Origin of the sequence: Ornithinimicrobium pekingense DSM 21552 (assembly GCF_000421185.1) — a bacterium.
Taxonomy (GTDB): domain Bacteria; phylum Actinomycetota; class Actinomycetes; order Actinomycetales; family Dermatophilaceae; genus Ornithinicoccus; species Ornithinicoccus pekingensis.
Genome location: NZ_ATWJ01000013.1, coordinates 254,850 through 272,465, shown reverse-complemented (window position 1 = coordinate 272,465; position 17,616 = coordinate 254,850). Strand labels below are relative to the sequence as shown.

17 protein-coding genes are annotated in these 17,616 nt (G+C 73.6%); 6 read left to right on the top strand and 11 right to left on the bottom strand.

Annotation, left to right across the window (positions count from 1 at the left end; all coding sequences use genetic code 11):
- Positions 1–19 precede the first annotated feature (19 nt).
- The 4 genes from K330_RS21780 to K330_RS0115580 form a co-directional block, all read right to left on the bottom strand.
- Positions 20–1,180: an ABC transporter ATP-binding protein gene (locus K330_RS21780; protein WP_022922750.1), complete on the bottom strand. Its 1,161-nt coding sequence runs from the start codon at positions 1,178–1,180 to the stop codon at positions 20–22.
- The gene (locus tag K330_RS21775) at positions 1,177–2,745 is read right to left on the bottom strand and encodes an ABC transporter permease (RefSeq protein ID WP_022922749.1); all 1,569 of its coding nucleotides are present in this window, start codon (positions 2,743–2,745) and stop codon (positions 1,177–1,179) included. Before K330_RS21775 ends, K330_RS21780 begins: the two co-directional genes overlap by 4 nt.
- 53 nt (positions 2,746–2,798) lie before the next feature.
- The gene (locus tag K330_RS0115585; RefSeq protein ID WP_022922748.1) at positions 2,799–3,899 is read right to left on the bottom strand and encodes an iron ABC transporter substrate-binding protein; all 1,101 of its coding nucleotides are present in this window, start codon (positions 3,897–3,899) and stop codon (positions 2,799–2,801) included.
- A gap of 194 nt (positions 3,900–4,093) precedes the next feature.
- Complete coding sequence (locus K330_RS0115580) at positions 4,094–4,717, bottom strand: hypothetical protein (protein WP_022922747.1); 624 nt, start codon at positions 4,715–4,717, stop codon at positions 4,094–4,096.
- 112 nt (positions 4,718–4,829) lie between these two features.
- Here K330_RS0115580 and K330_RS0115575 point away from each other — a divergent pair, with 112 nt between their 5' ends.
- Positions 4,830–5,627, top strand: coding sequence for a PIG-L deacetylase family protein (locus K330_RS0115575; RefSeq protein WP_022922746.1), 798 nt, complete (start codon positions 4,830–4,832; stop codon positions 5,625–5,627).
- Positions 5,628–5,649: 22 nt separating this feature from the next.
- Here K330_RS0115575 and K330_RS0115570 read toward each other — a convergent pair whose 3' ends face one another.
- The 4 genes from K330_RS0115570 to K330_RS0115555 form a co-directional block, all read right to left on the bottom strand.
- On the bottom strand, positions 5,650–6,414 hold the full coding sequence (locus K330_RS0115570; RefSeq protein ID WP_022922745.1) for an amino acid ABC transporter ATP-binding protein: 765 nt from the start codon (positions 6,412–6,414) through the stop codon (positions 5,650–5,652).
- A complete protein-coding gene (locus K330_RS0115565; protein WP_022922744.1) occupies positions 6,411–7,079 on the bottom strand; it encodes an amino acid ABC transporter permease in 669 nt (222 codons plus the stop codon). The genes K330_RS0115570 and K330_RS0115565 overlap by 4 nt, the downstream gene beginning before the upstream one ends.
- A gap of 12 nt (positions 7,080–7,091) precedes the next feature.
- Entirely contained in the window at positions 7,092–7,964 is an 873-nt protein-coding gene (locus tag K330_RS21770) for a transporter substrate-binding domain-containing protein (protein WP_022922743.1), read from the bottom strand.
- 189 nt (positions 7,965–8,153) lie between these two features.
- The gene (locus K330_RS0115555) at positions 8,154–9,191 is read right to left on the bottom strand and encodes a saccharopine dehydrogenase (RefSeq protein ID WP_022922742.1); all 1,038 of its coding nucleotides are present in this window, start codon (positions 9,189–9,191) and stop codon (positions 8,154–8,156) included.
- A gap of 73 nt (positions 9,192–9,264) precedes the next feature.
- On the opposite strand from K330_RS0115555, the gene K330_RS0115550 reads away from it, so the two are divergent.
- A complete protein-coding gene (locus K330_RS0115550; protein ID WP_156875843.1) occupies positions 9,265–9,747 on the top strand; it encodes a hypothetical protein in 483 nt (160 codons plus the stop codon).
- Here K330_RS0115550 and K330_RS22935 read toward each other — a convergent pair.
- Positions 9,707–10,591: a response regulator transcription factor gene (locus tag K330_RS22935; RefSeq protein ID WP_202804536.1), complete on the bottom strand. Its 885-nt coding sequence runs from the start codon at positions 10,589–10,591 to the stop codon at positions 9,707–9,709. The genes K330_RS0115550 and K330_RS22935 overlap by 41 nt on opposite strands.
- Before the next feature lie 77 nt (positions 10,592–10,668).
- Here K330_RS22935 and K330_RS22930 point away from each other — a divergent pair, with 77 nt between their 5' ends.
- Positions 10,669–11,799: a zinc metalloprotease gene (locus K330_RS22930; protein WP_022922739.1), complete on the top strand. Its 1,131-nt coding sequence runs from the start codon at positions 10,669–10,671 to the stop codon at positions 11,797–11,799.
- Positions 11,800–11,808: 9 nt separating this feature from the next.
- On the opposite strand, the gene K330_RS0115535 is transcribed toward K330_RS22930, so the two are convergent.
- On the bottom strand, positions 11,809–12,960 hold the full coding sequence (locus tag K330_RS0115535; RefSeq protein ID WP_022922738.1) for a MalY/PatB family protein: 1,152 nt from the start codon (positions 12,958–12,960) through the stop codon (positions 11,809–11,811).
- Positions 12,961–13,004: 44 nt separating this feature from the next.
- On the opposite strand from K330_RS0115535, the gene K330_RS0115530 reads away from it, so the two are divergent.
- Positions 13,005–13,616 (top strand): hypothetical protein, encoded by a 612-nt coding sequence (locus K330_RS0115530; RefSeq protein WP_022922737.1) that lies wholly within the window; start codon positions 13,005–13,007, stop codon positions 13,614–13,616.
- A 4-nt stretch (positions 13,617–13,620) separates the two neighbouring features.
- On the opposite strand, the gene K330_RS0115525 is transcribed toward K330_RS0115530, so the two are convergent.
- On the bottom strand, positions 13,621–14,625 hold the full coding sequence (locus tag K330_RS0115525) for an aldo/keto reductase family protein (RefSeq protein WP_022922736.1): 1,005 nt from the start codon (positions 14,623–14,625) through the stop codon (positions 13,621–13,623).
- A 59-nt stretch (positions 14,626–14,684) separates the two neighbouring features.
- Between K330_RS0115525 and K330_RS22925 the strand changes: the two genes are divergently transcribed.
- Together K330_RS22925 and K330_RS0115515 are read left to right on the top strand one after the other, a co-directional pair.
- On the top strand, positions 14,685–15,293 hold the full coding sequence (locus K330_RS22925; protein WP_156875842.1) for a LiaF domain-containing protein: 609 nt from the start codon (positions 14,685–14,687) through the stop codon (positions 15,291–15,293).
- 92 nt (positions 15,294–15,385) lie between these two features.
- On the top strand, positions 15,386–17,584 hold the full coding sequence (locus tag K330_RS0115515; RefSeq protein ID WP_022922735.1) for a catalase: 2,199 nt from the start codon (positions 15,386–15,388) through the stop codon (positions 17,582–17,584).
- Positions 17,585–17,616 lie beyond the last annotated feature (32 nt).

The following is a 17,616-nucleotide window of genomic DNA, read 5'->3' as shown; positions in this document are numbered from 1 at the left end:
GCCCTGCTCGGTGCGCCCTTCAGGCGTCGCCGGAGGGGACCGCCCGGCAGCTGCCCTCGACCCAGGCGAGCACCCGCTCCCCGGGGTGGGGCGGCGTGGCACCGGTGCGGGCGCGGGCGACGCCGCCGTCCGGCAGACCCAGCGTCACGAGCGCGTCGTGGCCGTGGAAGTCGACGCTGCGCACGGTCGTGGCGACCGCCCACTCCGGCGCGTCGGTGGACGTCTCCGGCACCAGGCGCACCTGCTCGGGGCGCACCACCAGGTGGGAGGCGTCGGCTCGGCCCTGCGTCATCAGCACCGGGCCCAGGCCCGTCGCGACGGAGCCGGGGCCACCCTGCCCGTGCGGCAGCTCGACGAGGTCGGCCTCCCCGACGAACGTCGCCACCCACGCGTCCTCGGGCCGGGCGTAGACCTCCTCGGGCGTGCCGACCTGCCGGATCCGGCCGTCGCACATGACGGCCACGCGGTCCGCCATCGAGAGGGCCTCACCCTGGTCGTGGGTGACCAGGATCGCGGTGGCGCCCGCCTCGCGCAGCGCCGTGCGTACGTCGGCCCGCAGCTCGGTGCGCAGCGAGGCGTCCAGCGCGCTGAACGGCTCGTCCAGCAGCACCAGCGGGGGTCGGGGCGCCAGGGCGCGGGCCAGGGCGACCCGCTGCTGCTGCCCGCCGGAGAGCTCGTGCGGCATCCGGGCGCCCATGCCCGCCAGCCCGACCATCTCCAGGCACTCCTCCACCCGGCCCGCCCTCCGGGCGCCCCTGGCCCCCCGACGTCCGGTCCCCGAGCCGTCGAGACCGAAGCCGACGTTGTCGGCGACCGACAGGTGCGGGAAGAGCGCGCCCTCCTGGGGCACGACCGTCACGTGCCGCCGGTGCGGCGGCAGGTGGATGCCGGGCAGCGCCACGGCGCGCCCACCCAGGGCGATCCGGCCGGCGTCGATCCGCTCGAAGCCGGCCAGGCAGCGCAGCAGGGTGGTCTTGCCGCAGCCCGAGGGCCCCAGCACCGCCAGGAACTCGCCGGCCTCCATCGTCAGGCTGACGCGGTCGAGGGCCTGCACGGCGCCGAACTGCTTGGCCACGTCGACGACCGTGACGGCGTGCTGGGCGCCGCCGGGGTCGACGGTCGTGCTCCCGGTCATCTGGCCTCGGTCGCCCTCCGTGCGGAACAGGCTGCTCAGGCTCATGCTTTCACGCCTTCCAGGAGGTCGGACGCGCCGGTCGGGTCCTCGACCTCGACCGGGCGCAGGGGCTCCCGCTCGCCCGCCGCCGGCAGGATGCCGGTGCGCCGGACGATGAGCCAGGTGGGGACGGCCGCGAGCGCGACCAGGACCAGGGCGTAGGGGGCGGCCTCGGCGTAGCGGCCGATGGCGGTCGCGCTCCACAGCCGCGTCGCGAGGGTGTCCATGCCCGTGGGCCGCAGCAGCAGCGTCGCCGGCAGCTCCTTCATCGCGGTGAGGAAGACGAGCGCGGCACCGGCGCCGATGCCGGGCAGGGTCAGCGGCAGGGTCACCCGGCGGAACACCTGGGCGGGGGACCGGCCGAGCGCGGCTGCGGCCTCCTCGAGCGAGCGCGGGGCCTGGCTCGCGGCCGACGCCACGGCGCCCACGCCCAGCGGCAGGAACAGCGTCGCGTAGGCCAGCGCCAGCAGCCAGGTGGTCTGGTAGAACGGCAGCGCCACGGTCACCCCGAAGAACACCAGCGACAGGCCGACGACGACACCGGGCAGGCTGTGCGCGAGGTATGCCGTGCGCTCGAGGGCCTGGCTCAGCCGCCCGGGGTGGCGCGCGGCCAGGATGCCCAGCGGCAGCGCCAGCAGGATCGTGAGCAGGGCCCCGAGCAGCGACGCGGTCAGGGATCCGACGGCGGCGTCCCACAGCCGGCCGGTGGCGTCACCGGCCGAGGTGCCCCGGGCCATCCACCGGGCCAGCGAGAGGGCGGGCACCCCGAGCGCCGCGAGGAGGACGGCGCCGAGGCCGGCGGCCCCGGCCCAGCGCCATACCCCGAGGTCGGCGGCGCGGGCCGGGCGGGTGACGTGCGTGCCGGAGAAGCGCGCCCCCGCGCGGCGGGTGCGCCCCTCGAGCAGCAGGATGACGGTCGTGACGAGCACCAGCAGGGTCGCCAGGGTGAGTGCACCCTGCCGGTTGAAGCCGGCGCTGAACGCCGTGAAGATCGCCCGGGTGAAGGTGTCGAGACGCAGGATCGAGACGGCCCCGAAGTCGGCGAGGACGTAGAGCGCGGCGAGCAGCCCCCCGCCGACGACGGCCGGCCTGACCTGCGGCAGGGTGACGGTCAGCACGGTGTGCAGCGGGCCGCGGCCGAGGGAGCGCGCGACCTCCTCCTGCGCCGGGTCGGCCCGCACCAGCGCGGCCGCGACCGGGAGGTAGACGTAGGGGTAGGTGTAGAGCGTCAGCACGACCGCCGCGGCGACGAAGCCCTCGAAGCGGGTGCCCGGGGTGGCCGTCCACAGGTCGGCGACCGAGACCCACGTGAAGGCGGCGACATAGCTGGGCACCGCCAGCGGCAGCGCCAGCAGCACCGCGAAGGCGCGGCGCCCGGGGGTGTTGCTGCGGGTGACCAGCCACGCGCTGGCCACCCCGATGACCAGGCACGCGGCGGTCACGACCCCGGCCAGCAGCAGCGAGGTGGTGGCCAGCCGGGCGGTCCGCTCGGTGGCGACCGCCTCGACCCACGCGCCAAGACCCCCCTGCGCCGTCCTGAAGAGCAGGTAGGCGAGGGGGATCAGCGCCACCGCCGTGGCGGCCAGGGCCCCGGCGGTGAGCGCGGCGTGCGGGCGGGAGGCGCTCAGAGCAGACCCGCCTCCGTGATCATCTCGATGGTGCGCTGCAGGTCGTCGAGGTCGTTGAGGTCGATCTCGGGCGTCTCCAGCTCCTCGAGCGGCGGCAGGTCGGCGGGGGTTCCGACCCCCTCGATCATCGGGTACTCGAAGGTCTCCTCGACGAAGTAGGTCTGGCCGGCCTCGCTGAGCAGGTAGTCGACCAGGGCCTGCGCGTCGCCGTCGGCCTGCTCGTCGACCAGCCCGATGCCGGAGATGTTGACCAGCGCACCCGCGTCACCGGCGCCGAAGAAGTGCAGCGCGGCGGTGAGCTCCTCGGGGGCCACGCCCTGCTCCTCGGCGAGCTCGTAGAGGTAGTAGTGGTTGACCAGGCCCGCGTCGATGGCGCCGGCGTCGACGTCGGCCACGATCATCCCGTTCTTCTCGCGGATCTGCGGGTCGTTGGCCGCGAGGTCGGCGAGCCAGGTCTGCGCGGCGTCGTCGCCCTCGAGGACCCGCAGCGCGGTGACGAAGGACTGGAAGGAGGCGTTGGTGGGGGCGATGCCCAGGCGGCCGGTCCACTCCGGGCCGGTCAGCTCCTCGACGGTCTGCGGCAGCTCCTCCTCGCTCACCGCGTCCTTGTTGTAGACGAGCACGCGCGAGCGGCCGGTGAGCCCGACCCAGTCGCCGTCGACGGAGCGGTAGGTCTCGGGCACGAGGTCGAGCGTCTCCTGCGGCAGCGCCACCAGGCGGCCCTCGCGGGAGACGGCCCCGAGCGCCCCGGCGTCCTGGGCGAGGAACACCTCGGCGGGGGAGTTGTCCCCCTCCTCGAGGATCTGGGCGGCCATCGCGGCCGTGTCGCCGTAGCGGACCTCGACCTCGATCCCCGTCTCCTCGGTGAAGGCGTCGAGGACCGGCTGGACGAGCTCCTCGTTGCGGCCCGAGTACAGCGTCAGGGTGCCGTCACCCTCCTCGGCCCCGCCGGCGGCCGGCTCACCGGTGGTGCCGGACCCCTCGGTGGTGTCCCCTCCCGGCGTGGCGTCGGGCTCGTCACCGCCTCCGCAGGCGGCGAGCGTCAGCACCAGGGCGCCGGCGGTGGCGACGGGGAGAAGGCGGGAGGGCAGAGCCATGTGCACGTCCTTGAAGGAGAAGAACCAACTTAGGTACGCCTAAGTGCATCACGGCAATGGCCCCGGGTGCAAAATCGCACGTCGAGGACGGCTCGTGGGCACGCGGAGATCGGGCACGCAGAGAGACGGCCCGCAGCGGTCAGGCGGGGTGCGGGTCAGCCGAGCGGGTCAGCCGAGCTGGTCAGGCCGAGCGGTCAGGCCAGCTCGGCCCAGCGGTCGAGCACGCGCTGGAGCTCGCCCTCGTGGCGGCTCGGCACGTAGGCCACGGAGATGGTCTGGCCGTGGCGCACCTGCGCGGCGCGCTGGCCGGGGCCGGCCACCGCGTCGAAGATCTCGGGCATCACGCCGGCGTCGGCGCGGTCGTGGTCGAGCCTCGGGTGGATCTCCCGGGTCACGCCGTCGAAGGTGAACCGCAGCACCCAGCGCCCGCGCTCGCGGTCCACGCCGCCCACGACGTCGCCGAGCAGGTGCGCGGTGCCCGCGGCGTCCGCGAGCTTGCGCACGAGGGCGGGGTAGGAGTCGGGGCCGACCACGTGCTCGAGGTCGACGGTGGTGACGCGCGGGTGGGAGGTGAAACCGCCGCCGGGGTCACGGGCCAGGCAGTGCAGCGCCGCGGTGTAGGGATGGCGCTTGAGCAGGATCGCCGCCTCGCGGTCGGCGCTGACGTCGGTGGCGGTCACGCCGTCCTGGGGCTCCAGCCCGAGCCGGGACAGCGTCGCGAACTGCTCGGCGACCGAGGGGCGGACGGGCGGCGGGACAGGTGTCGGGGGCTCCGAGCTTCCGTCGCTGCGTCGTTGGAACACGTCTGCGAGGCCCATGGCCTCAGCCTGCCACGACGGGCAGGGGCGCACAACGGATCACCCGCGTCATACCTGTCACACCGGCGCTCCAGACCCGCAGCGGCAGGTGCGGGTGTGAGGATGGACCCCCATGAGCACCATCGTCTTCCTGCACGCCCACCCCGACGACGAGGCGTCCCAGACGGCCGGGACCATGCGCCTGGCGGTGGACTCGGGGCACCGGGTGGTCTGCGTCTACGCCACCGACGGCGACCACGGCACGGTCCCCGACGACCTCGCCGAGGGCGAGACGGTCGTCAGCCGCCGCCGCGCGGAGGCGGAGGCCTCGGCGCGCGTCCTCGGCACCTCCCGGGTGGCCTGGCTCGGCTACGCCGACTCGGGGATGAGCGGGTGGGAGCAGAACGCCCACGAGCAGTCCTTCCACACGGCCGCCACCGACGAGGCGGCCCGACGCCTGGTGGCGGTCCTGGACGAGGAGGACGCGGACGTGGTCGTGGGCTACGACTGGCACGGCGGCTACGGGCACCCCGACCACGTCAAGGTGCACCACGTCGTCCACCGCGCGGCTGCCCGCGCGGCCCGTACGCCGCGGGTGCTCGAGGCGACGATGAACCGCGACGAGCTGCGCCGCGGCTACGCCCTGGCCAAGGAGGCCGGCCAGGTGGGCGAGGAGTTCGACTGGGACCCGGACGCGCCGGCCGACGACGGCAACCCCTTCGGCACGCCCGAGGCGGAGCTGCACTGGCGCGTCGACGTGCGCGGCGTGATCGACGCCAAGCGGGAGGCGCTGGCCTGCCACGCCTCGCAGGAGGACGTGCGGTGGATGCTGGCGATGGGCGCGCAGGAGTTCGCCCTCGCCTTCGGCGACGAGTGGTACGTCGAGCCGGGGCGTCAGCCGGGTCTGACGGCGGCGCACCCGCTGGCCTGACGGCCGCGGGTGCGCCGGCGGCTCAGTGCTCGGCCAGCTGCTGCAGGAACGCCTGGCCCCGCTCGCTCGTGGGCGAGTCGAGGACCTGCTCGGGCGGCCCCTGCTCGGCGATGCCGCCGTCGGCCAGCAGGACGACGCGGTCGGCGGCCCGCCGGGCGAAGCGCATCTCGTGGGTCACCACCATCATCGTCATCCCGTCGTCGGCCAGGGCCCGCATGACGTCGAGCACCTCGCCGACGAGCTCGGGGTCGAGGGCGGAGGTGGGCTCGTCGAAGAGCATGACCGCGGGGTCCATGGCCAGCGCCCGGGCGATCGCCACGCGCTGCTGCTGGCCGCCGGAGAGGTTGTCGGGATAGGCGTCCGCCTTGTGCCCCAGCCCGACCCGCTCGAGCAGCTCGGCCCCGCGCGAGCGCGCCTGGTCCTTGCCCCGCCCGAGCACCTCCCGCTGGGCGACCGCCACGTTCTCCATGACCGTCATGTGCGGGAAGAGGTTGAAGGACTGGAAGACCATCCCGATGCGGGCCCGCAGGTGGTTGAGGCTCTTCTCGGTGTAGGACAGCCGCTCGCCGGCCACCTCGATGGTGCCGTCGGTGATGCGCTCCAGGCCGTTGACGCAGCGCAGCAGGGTGCTCTTGCCCGCCCCGGAGGGACCGATGAGCGTGACCACCTCGCCCTGGGCGACGTCGAGGTCGATGCCGTCCAGGACGGTCGTGGTGCCGAAGCGCTTGACGATGCCGCGCATCTGCACGATGGGCTGCCCGTCCGTGGGTGTCGTGTGCTCGCTCATGCCTGGGCCGGCCTCCTGTGCGCGCTGAGCCGGTGCTCGAGCCAGGCCACGAGGGCCGTCAGCGCGAGCACGATGACGAGGTAGTAGATCGCGACCACGATGTAGGCGGTCAGCGGCTCGTAGGTCGTGGCCGCCATGTTGCGCGAGGTCTGGAACAGCTCGGTCATCCCGATGAAGGAGACCAGCGAGGAGTCCTTGACCGCGATGATGTACTGGTTGCCCAGCACGGGCAGCGTGGTGCGCAGCGCCAGCGGCGCCTGCACCCGCTTGAGCGTCTTGACCTTGGACATGCCCAACGACCGGGAGGCCTCCGTCAGCCCCTTCGGCACCGCCTGGAAGCCTGACCGGATGATCTCGGCGATGTAGGCCGAGTTGTGGAAGGCCAGCGCGAGAGCACCGGCCCAGAAGGCCTCGAGCGTGACCACGGCCGTGAGGCCGAAGTAGATGATGAAGATCTGGGTGATCAGCGGGGTGCCGCGCACCACGCCGATGTATGCCGTCGCCAGCCACCGCAGCGGCCGCACCTTGCTCATGGCCAGGGCGGCCACGACCGCGCCGCCCACCATGGCCATGAGGAGGGCGGCGGCGGTCAGCCGGAGCGTGACCGAGGTCGCCTCGAGGAAGAGCGGCGAGTACTCGGCGAACAGCTCGAGGAAGTCGGACACGGGCGGTGGTCCTCAGCCCTCGGTCGTCTCGGCCGCGTCGTCGGTGGCACCGGAGGAGTCGCCACCGGTGGTGGAGATGTCCTTGCCGAAGTACTCCTCGGAGATCTCGGCGTAGGTGCCGTTCTCCTTGATGGTCGACAGCGCGTCGTTGAGTGCGTCGCGCAGGGCGGTGTTGCCCTCCTCGACGGCGAAGGCGGGCTCCTCGGTGAAGACCGGCTCGCCGCACTCGACGAGGTCCAGGCCGGACTCCTGGATCTGGTAGAGGCCGACGTTGCGGTCGGTCATCGCGGCGTCCAGGCGGCCGGTGGAGACGTCCTGCAGGGCGGTCACGTCGGAGGAGAAGGTGCGGATCTCGCCCACCCAGTCGCCGCCGTTCTCGTTGAGCCAGTCCTGGTAGGTCGTGCCGCTGGCCACGCCGATGGTCGGGGAGTCCAGCTCGGAGATGTCGGTGCACTCGGTGTCCGGGGCGACGAAGGCCTGGGCGCCGGAGACGTAGTAGCTGTCGGTGAAGTCGACCTGCTCGTCGCGCTCCTCGGTCGGCGTCATCGAGGCGATGAGCACGTCGTAGCGGTTGGCGTCGACGCCCTGGATCAGGGTGTCGAACGCGCCCGTCTGGGCGTCGAGCTCCAGGCCCATCTCCTCGGCGATCGCGGCGCCGATGTCGTAGTCGAAGCCGGTGAGGGTGTTGCCCTCGAAGTAGCTGAAGGGCTGGAACTCGCCGCTCATGGCGACGACCAGGGTGCCCTCCTGGTCGAGGTTGAGCTCGTTGCCCTCCCCGCCGGCCTCCTCGGAGCCGCCGTCACCGCAGGCGCTCAGGGTGAGGGCGAGGGCGCTGGCGGCGGCCACGGCGAGGGTGCGGCGACGGGTGGTGGGGTTGACAGGCATGGGTCTGCTCCTCGGGTCGTCGGGGGTCTTTCCTGCCAACGTAGCGAGGGCCGGGAGTTCTGTCGTGCCGTGTTGCGAGTGGCGGGCGCGGTTTGCTACGCGCGCGCGCCTTGGGACGGCCGGACGCCCCGCCGCGGCGGCGGGTCGTCCGTTACGCAATCGTTACGCCGCACGGTGCCCCGGGCGTCCTCAGCCCTGGTGCACGTGCCGGCGGAACCACTCCAGGCTCGCTGCCCACGGGCCCGCACGGTCGGCCAGGTCGGGCAGCAGCGGGGTGAGCTCGGCCGAGAAGCTCTCGCTCGACTCCCGCGGGAGCAGGGAGGGCAGGTTGTCGATGGCGATGACCTCCAGCGGGTGCTCCTCGGGGCCGAGACGACGCACCGGCTCGGTCCAGGTCGTGACCGCGGTGTTGACCGGGACGAGGTTGGCCTCGGAGGTGACGTCGCAGGTGACGTCCCCGACCACCCGCAGCCGCCGCGGCGCGTCCAGGTCGGCAGCCGTCACGAACGCCTCCTGGCCGCCGGCGCCGGCGCTGACGACGCAGTTGACCAGGAGGTCGTGGTCCAGCAACGCCGCCTTGTCCAGCCGCGCGGTCTGCGGACGGTCCCACCGGGTGACGGCGCAGCCGGCCACGGTGAGGGCCTCGACGGCCCCCTGGCCAGAGCGGCCCCGGGCGCCGATCACCAGGGCGCGCTCGGGCGTCTCGCCGGCGCTGCCCCGCAGCCGGTCGTCGAGGTCCTCGCGCGTCATCGGTGCGACGGCGCCGTCGAGCAGGCCGCGGTGGCGCAGCACGGAGAGCGCCGCGCCCACGTAGCCCGCCCAGAACCCGAAGGCGACGACCCGTTTGCCGCCGACGGTGAGGTACTCGACGTCGAGCAGCTCACCACCGCCGCGGCGGAAGCGGTCGAGCACCTCCTGCGAGCCCTCCTGGCCCTTGTAGGCGTGCGCGAAGAAGACGTGGGTGTGCCGCAGGTCGGCGGGGTCCTCGGGCAGCTCCTTGATGCCGACGACGACCGCGCCCTCGGGCGCGTCGGGCCAGGAGCCGGCCGGGACGGTCGCGCACCCGGCCGCGACATAGTCCTCGAGGGGGACGACCCGCGTCGGCGACTCCTCGACCGTGACCTCGAAGCCGTCGGAGATCAGCTGGGCGGCGTGCGCGGGGACGATGGGCACGCGCTGCTCGGTGGGGCGGGCCTCGGCGCGGATCCACAGGTGGGGTCGGGACATGGGGCAAGGGTATGCAGTCCATACGCACTCGTGCGTATGGCCCTTCGGTCCGCCCTCCGGGACCGTGGTGCGCGTGAGCGCCACCGGTCCCGGTGGGCGCCCGGACGTGGAAGGAACTGTCATGCGGATGTCGACCCGGGTCAGGTATGCCGCGGCGCTCGCCGCGGCCGGTCTGGTCACCAGTGCCGGCGCAGCATCGGCCCATCACTGCTACAAGGACCAGTGGGCGGACGCCGCCTACCAGCACCACCTCGCGGGTGGGACCGCGTGGACGCCGCTCAGCGACCTCGGGACGATGATCTTCCTCGCGCCCGGTGACGTCGAGAAGTGCGGGGGGGCCGTCGACGACGCCGTGGCGGCGTGGATGGTGGACGAGGGCCTGACTCAGGAGCCGCTCATCCACAGCCGCGCCATCGTGGGCAGCGGGGCGATGGGCAAGGGCAAGGCGCCGACGCCGTTCGAGTACCTCTCCGACGACGACTTCGGGGCCCTCGCCGAGCTGGCGGTCGCCCACATCATGGAGGCCGGCTGCGTGCCGATGATGCCGCCGATGTAGGCGCCACCACGGAACCGGGGCCGGAAGGGGGGCCGGGGGCCGCGGGCTGCCGACGGGGTAGCAGCCCGAGCTCCTGGCCCCGCAGGACCGCAGAGAGGCGGTCGACCGCCGTCAGCTTGCGGTAGAGGTTCTCCTGGTGCTTGTGCACGGTGCGCGGGGAGATGAGCAGGCGGCGACTCATCGCCGTGACCGTCGAGCCCTCGGCGAGCATGGCGAGCACGACGGCCTCGCGCGGCGTGAGCAGGGGACACGCCGCGCGGGGCACCAGGTCCCCGAGCAGGCGCAGGTGCCGGTCGAGGCCGCGCAGCAGGGGCTGCATCCGGGTCATCTCCTCCACCGCCGCCCTCGACAGGACGGCCTCGCCGACCAGGAGCCACCCGTCGTAGCCGGCCTCGGGTGTCGGCGGCTCCACCGGCACCGAGAGCTGGTGGACGGTGATGCGGAGCCGGTCGATGATGGCCAGGGTGTCGGGGTCCAGTCTCAGACCGCCGGCCATGAGGTCGGTCAGCAGCACCGGGGCCATGCGGCGCGAGACGACGTGGTGGTGGAAGAGCGGGTGGCGTCGCATGTCCTCGGGGGTGGGCATCTCCTCCGGCGGGACGTCCGGCGCGGGTCCGGTGCGGAACCAGCGGACCCGTCCCTCGCAGTCGACGTGGACGCGCGCCGCGTTGGCCGCTCCCGTCCGGGTCAGCAGGGCGGCCGCCAGGACGCCGCGGGCGGTCCCGACCTCGCTCTCGGCGAGGACCTCCGCCGCGACCTCCATCCACCACGCCGTCGTGTCCGTGACCGCCTCACTCTCCTCGCAGGCCAGCACAGGATTCCACCGGTGCCACGCCCTGTCCACACCCTCCGCTCCGGGCGGCCGGGTGCGGGTCCGGCGTAACCTCCCCACGGCGGGCCGCGGTAGGCCAGAATGCGCTGATGGGGTTGTTCGAGAGGGCCGCGCGGAGGCGGCGGGCCGAGGAGCTGGAGCGACGGCTCGCCCAGCTGGACGAGTGGGACCGCCGCTACGGGTTGGGGGGTGCGCCGCCGGGCCACCCGTCCCAACGGCCTGACACGACCTGGCGCCACCACTCCCCGGAGGGTGTCGCACCGCTGCGGGCCCACGACCCGGTCCCGGTGCGCGGCTCGCACCGGGCCCCGCGTCGGACCCGCCGCCGGCGCGGGCCGCTCGTCCTCTTCCTGGTGGCGCTGCTCCTCGCGGGAGGCGTGGTCACCTTCGCCGAGCAGACGACAGCCCTGCGCGGGTGGGTGGCCGCGACCGGACGGTCGGTCCTCGGCCTGCCGGGCGCCGACCCCGGGCTGGCCGGTGGCGCGACCGCGGCGGACCAGCAGGACGCGGCGTCCGGGGCGGAGACGGACGCCGGGAGACGGTGGCAGGACGGGCTCCTGGACGAGGTCGTCCAGCGGTGGACGCCCCCTGCGGGGTCGTCCTTCTGGGGCTGGGAGCCGGCCCGAGGGGTGCGGGTCCTGCCCGCCGTCGACCCGGGCGCCGGCGGCTCCTACGCCTTCCTCCAGACCCAGCCCGGCACCGACGAGCCGGTGGGCTTCTCCCCGTGCGGGTCGGTCCCCGTGGCGGTCAACCCCGACGGGGCGCCGGAGGGTTGGGCCGAGATCGTGCTGGCCTCGCTGGGCCGGGTCAGCGCCGCCTCCGGGCTCGACCTGACGCTGGTGGGGGAGACGGACGAGGTCTGGAGCGACCGCCCCCGCGAGCTCGGGGCCTCCGTCCTGGTGTCGTGGGCAGACCCGGTGTCGGTCCCCTCCCTCGAGGGCCGGTCGGCCGGGCTGGGCGGTGCCACCTACGTCGAGGGACCGGACGGCCGCCTGTGGCACGCGAGCGGCCAGGTCGTGCTGGACACCAGCGACCTGACCCGGTGGGAGCAGCACGCCGCCGTCCTCGACCACGAGCTCGGCCACGTGCTGGGCCTGGACCACGTCGACGACGACGGGGAGCTCATGGCGGGGGTCAACACCACCGGCCGCGTCGGGTTCGGCCCCGGCGACCTGGCCGGGCTGGCCCGGGTCGGGGCCATCCGCTGCCCCGGGGAGTAGCCCGCCCCGTCAGTCCAGGGCGGACCGCATCCGGCGCACCGCCTCGACCATCAGCTCCTCGCTGGTGCCGATGTTGAGACGGGCGAACCCCTCGCCGCCGGCGCCGAACGCCGGCCCGGGGGAGAGCAGCACTCGGCCCCGCTCCAGGAACGTCCGCGCGGGGTCCTCGCCCAGGCCCAGCTCCCGGCAGTCCAGCCACGCCAGGTAGGAGGCGCTGCCCGGGGCGAAGCGCACGTCCGGCAGCACGTCGGCGAGCAGGTCCACCAGCTGGCCGGTGCGCTCCTCCAGCGCGGCGGTGACCGTGGCCAGCCAGTCGCGGCCCTCGGTGTAGGCCGCGACCGCGGCGTACTGGCCCATGATCGAGGGCGCCCAGTCGGCCTCCGGGCGGATGTCCGGCCAGCGCCCGGCGGAGGCGGTCACGCCGACCGCGAGCTTGAGCCCCGCGGTGTTCCAGGCCTTGGAGGGCGAGTGGAGCGCGATGCCCACCTCCCGCGCGGCGTCGGAGACGGTCAGCCACGGCACGAAGGGCCGGGGGCTGCCGGGGTGCACGAGCGGGGCGTGGATCTCGTCGGACACGACGACCGCGCCGTGCTGGACGGCCAGGTCGGCCAGCGCCGCCAGGTCCTCCCGGGGGTAGACGTGGCCGAGCGGGTTGTGCGGGCTGCACAGCAGCACCACGCGGGTGCCCGAGGCGAGCGCGCGCTCCATACCCTCGAGGTCCAGGCGTCCGCCTGCGGCCACGTCGAGCATCGGCACCTCGTGCGCCTCCAGGCGCAGCGAGCGCAGCCAGGGGTAGAAGGAGAGGTAGACGGGCGGGTTGAGCACGACCCGGTCACCCGGCTCCGTGAGCGCCGCCAGCACCTCCTTGACCCCGTGGCCGACGTCGGAGAAGAGCCGCAGCCGGCCGTCCCCGGCGCCCGGGTCCCAGTCCCAGGCGTCCCGGGCGAAGCGTGCGAAGGCCTCGGTGACCGGCCCCGGGTCGCCCGCGTAGCCCAGGTCGCACCGGTCCACCGCGGTCCGCAGCGCCTCGGCGATGGCGGGCGCGGTGCGCACGTCCATCTCCGCGGTCCAGGCCGGGAGCACGTCCTCCGGCACGCGGCTCCACTTGGCGGAGCGGTGCTCGCGCATCTGCTCGAGGGTCAGGTCGAACGGGGCGGTCATGGCTTCAGCCTGTCAGCACGCCGGTCAGGGCACAGGATGGGGGTATGACGTCGCGCAGGTGGACCTTCACCGGCCGCATCCTCGGGGTGGGGACGAGCAGCGGGGTGCGCCTGGTCGTCGGGATGTGGGACGGCTCCCCGCTGGGGGCCTTCGCCGACGTCATGGTCGAGCGGGCCGACGGGCACCGGCTGCTGCTCGCGCCGTCGCACGAGGTGGCCGACTTCGTCACCGGCACCTACACCTTCGACGAGACGCGCGTGGAGGACGTCGCGGTGACCGGCGACAGGAGCGGTGGGCGGCTGCGCGTCGCGACGCCCTCGCTCACCCTCGACGCCACCCTGGGCCCGCGCACGGCCCTCGGGTGGCTGCTGAGCGGCATACCCGGCAGGCTCGCCGCCAGCCCGCTGCTGTCGACCCTCACCGACCCGGTGGCCCGGGTCGTCCTGCGGGGCGTGCGGACCCGCGGGAGCGCCGGGCAGGGGCGGCGCGAGTACTACGGGGCGACCGACGTGCGCGCCGTCACCGGCGCGACGGCCAGGCTGGACGGTGTCGACCTGGGCACGCTGACCCCGGTCGACCCGCCCGCCCGCTTCGGCTTCTCCTCGACCCCGCGCCGACCGTCCCTCACCGAGGTGGTGACGACGATCCGCGGGTGAGTCCTCAGGCCACCCGCTCCTGCGGTGCGTTCTGCGCGGTCTTGGCCGGGTCACGCTCCACGACCCCACCGAGGACCTCGTCGATCTTCGCCATCAGGTCCGACTCCAGCTTCACGCCGGCGGCCCTGACGTTGTCCTCCACCTGCTCCGGCCGGGAGGCGCCGACGAGCGCCGCCGCGACGTTGGGGTTCTGCAGCACCCACGCGACGGCGAGCTGCGGCATCGTCAGGCCGGCCTCCTCCGCGAGCGGCTTGAGGTTCTGGACGGCCGTGAGGGTCTCCTCCGACATGAAGCCCTTCATGCCGCGGCCCATCTTCTCGTCGGCGGCGCGGCCCTCGGTGGGCTGCTGCCCGGGCAGGTACTTGCCCGAGAGCACGCCCTGGGCCATCGGGCTCCAGACGATCTGGGAGATGCCCAGCTCCTCGCACGCCGGCACGACCTCGGGCTCGATGACCCGCCAGAGCATGGAGTACTGCGGCTGGGAGGAGATGAGCTGGAAGCCGAGCTCGGTGCTCAACCGGTGGCCCTCGCGGATCTGGTCGGCGGTCCACTCCGAGACGCCGATGTAGAGAGCCTTGCCCTGCCGCACGGTGTCGGCGAAGGCCTGCATCGTCTCCTCCAGCGGCGTCTCCGTGTCGTAGCGGTGGGCCTGGTAGAGGTCGACGTAGTCGGTCTGCAGCCGCCGCAGGGAGCCGTCGATCGACTCCATGACGTGCTTGCGGGACAGGCCGGTGTCGTTCTTGCCGCCCGGGCCGGTCGGCCAGTAGACCTTGGTGAAGATCTCCAGGCTCTCGCGGCGCTCGCCCTTCAGCGCCTCCCCCAGCACGCTCTCGGCCTTGGTGTTGGCGTAGACGTCGGCGGTGTCGAAGGTCGAGATGCCGGCGTCGAGCGCCGCCCGGACGCACCGGTGGGCGACCTCGTTCTCCACCTGGGACCCGTGGGTGAGCCAGTTGCCGTAGGTGATCTCGCTGATCTTCAGTCCGCTGTTGCCGAGGTATCGAAACTCCATGCGCGTCAGCGTAGGTGGCCCCGCCGACAGCGGCGCGGTCGGGCGACTACCGTGGAGGTATGACGTACGGGCCAGGGGGAGAGCAGGACCAGCCGCAGCGGTGGCCCGGCCCGAGCGAGGTCGGTGGTGCAGCAGCCGGCGGCCCGCAGGACGCACCCCCACCCCCTCCCCTGCCGGGGCCGCAGAGCCCGGGGTCGGGTCTGCCGGAGGTCGTGCCGGTCTCGGGAGAGGTCCTGCCGCCCTACCGCGGCGCCCCGCCGCCCGCCCGCCAGGAGAAGTCGGAGCCGCTCGTGGCGTTCATGGGCGACATCGTGCGCACCGGCCGGTGGCAGGCGGCCCGCAGGACCAACGCCCTGCAGCTGATGGGCGACCTCAAGCTCGACCTGCGCGAGGTCATCACCCCGGGGGAGACCCTCGAGGTCGAGACCTGGTCGCTCATGGGCGACGTCAAGATCGTCGTGCCGCCCGGGACCGACGTGGTCGTCAACGGCGGGACGCTGCTGGGCGACGTCAAGACCGAGACCGACCCTCGCGAGCCGGCGCAGCGCACCGGCGCCCGGCTCGTGGTGCGCGGCTACACGCTCATGGGTGACGTCGTCGTGCGGGAGATGGGCGCCGACCCGGGCAAGCCGCCGCGCGGCTGGCGGTGGGTCAACCCCAAGCGCTGAGGCACCGCGCCGCCAGGACCGTTCGCCTCGCGGGGGCGGGAGGGACTCCATACCGTCGGAGGCGTCCACGACTCCGCCGGAGAGGCCCTGCCATGTCCCAGCCCGACCCCGCCACGAGTGCCGCGCCCGCCGTCGAGGACGGTGGTCCGCAGCTGCCCTCCTACCCGCAGGACCCGGCCCCGCCGCAGCCGCCCACGCCGAGCAACGCCGGTGCCGCCGCCGACAACCCGCTCTACACCGACGCGACCGAGCCGGGCGAGGGCGGCGAGCTGCACCAGCTGCCGGGTGACGGCATCCCGGCGATGACGACCTCCCAGGGACAGGTGCTCTCGGACGACCAGAACTCGCTCAAGGCCGGCGACCGGGGCCCCACCCTCCTGGAGGACCACGTCTTCCGGGACAAGATGTTCCACTTCGACCACGAGCGGATCCCCGAGCGCGTCGTGCACGCCCGGGGGTATGGCGCGCACGGCACCTTCACCGCCGCCGAGGACCTCTCCGACCTGACGCGGGCGTCGCTGTTCGCGCAGGCCGGCAAGGAGACGCCGGTGTTCGTGCGCTTCTCCACGGTCGCCGGCAACCTGGGCTCCTTCGACCTGGCGCGCGACGTGCGCGGCTTCGCCACGAAGTTCTACACCGACGAGGGCAACTGGGACCTCGTCGGCAACAACATCCCGGTCTTCTTCATCCAGGACGCCCTGAAGTTCCCCGACCTGGTGCACTCGGTCAAGGAGGAGCAGGACCGCGGCTGGCCCCAGGCCCAGTCCGCGCACGACACCTTCTGGGACTTCGTCGGGCTGATGCCGGAGTCGACCCACATGCTGCTGTGGCAGATGTCGGACCGGGCGATCCCGCGGTCCTTCCGCTTCATGCAGGGCTTCGGGGTGCACACCTTCCGGTTCGTGAACGCCCAGGGGCGCAGCACCTTCGTCAAGTTCCACTGGGTGCCCCGGCAGGGCCTGCAGTCGGTGGTGTGGAACGAGGCGGTCAAGATCAACGGCGCCGACCCCGACTTCCACCGGCGTGACCTGTGGACCGCCATCAACAACGGCGACTTCCCCGAGTGGGACCTGTGCGTCCAGACCTTCGACGACGACTTCGCCGACTCCTTCGAGTTCGACGTCCTCGACGCGACGAAGATCATCCCCGAGGAGCAGGTGCCGCTGCGCGTCATCGGCACGATGCGCCTGGACCGGGTCGTCGACAACGTCTTCAGCGAGACCGAGCAGGTGGCGTTCATGACGCAGAACGTCGTGCCCGGCATCGACTTCACCAACGACCCGCTGCTGCAGGGGCGCAACTTCTCCTACCTGGACACCCAGCTCAAGCGGCTGGGCTCGACCAACTTCACCCAGCTGCCGGTCAACGCCCCGCGCTGCCCGGTGGCGCACTTCCAGCGCGACGGCCACATGCAGATGGGCCGCCAGGCGGGCCGGGCCAACTACGAGCCCAACTCCTTCACCGGCGCCGCCGCCGGGCCGCGGGCCGACCGGGAGGCGGGCTTCCGCACGGTCGAGCGCCCCGAGAGCGGCGACACCCGGCGGGTACGGGCGGAGTCCTTCGCCGACCACTACTCCCAGGCGGGGCAGTTCTGGCGCAGCCAGAGCGCGCCCGAGCAGGACCACATCCGGATGGCCTTCGTCTTCGAGCTGTCCAAGTGCGAGATCCCCGTCATCCGCGAGCGGATCGTGGCCAACCTGCGCAACGTCGACGAGGAGCTGGCCGCCGGCGTCGCCGACGGGCTGGGCATGGAGCTGCCCGAGGCCACCACCCCGCACGTGCAGCCCGACCACGACCTGGCGCCCTCGCCCGCGCTGAGCATGACGGCCCGGGCGCCGGAGAGCTTCGCCGGCCGCAAGCTCGGCGTCCTGGTCACCGACGGCGTCGACGGGGCCGCGCTCGACGCGCTGACGAAGGCCTTCTCCGACGGGGGTGCGATCGTCGAGACGATCGGCCTGAAGGTCGGCGGGGTCACGCTGGCCGGCGGCGAACGCCGGCCGGTCGACCACAAGATCGACGGCGGCCCGTCGGTGCTCTTCGACGCCGTGGCGCTGCTCGGCGAGGGCGCGGGGGCCGAGGAGCTCGCCGGCCACCCGGCCACGCGCGACTTCGTCTCCGACGCGTTCTCGCACTACAAGTACATCGGCTACGTCCCCGGCGCCCAGCCGCTGCTGCAGGCCGGTGGCATCGCCGACCGGCTCGACGAGGCCTGCCTCGACCTGTCCACGACCACCTCCGAGCAGTTCCTCGCCGCCTGCGCGGCGCTACGTCGCTGGGAGCGCGACGTGTGAGGCAGGCGGCACACCCGACCGGCACCACACCC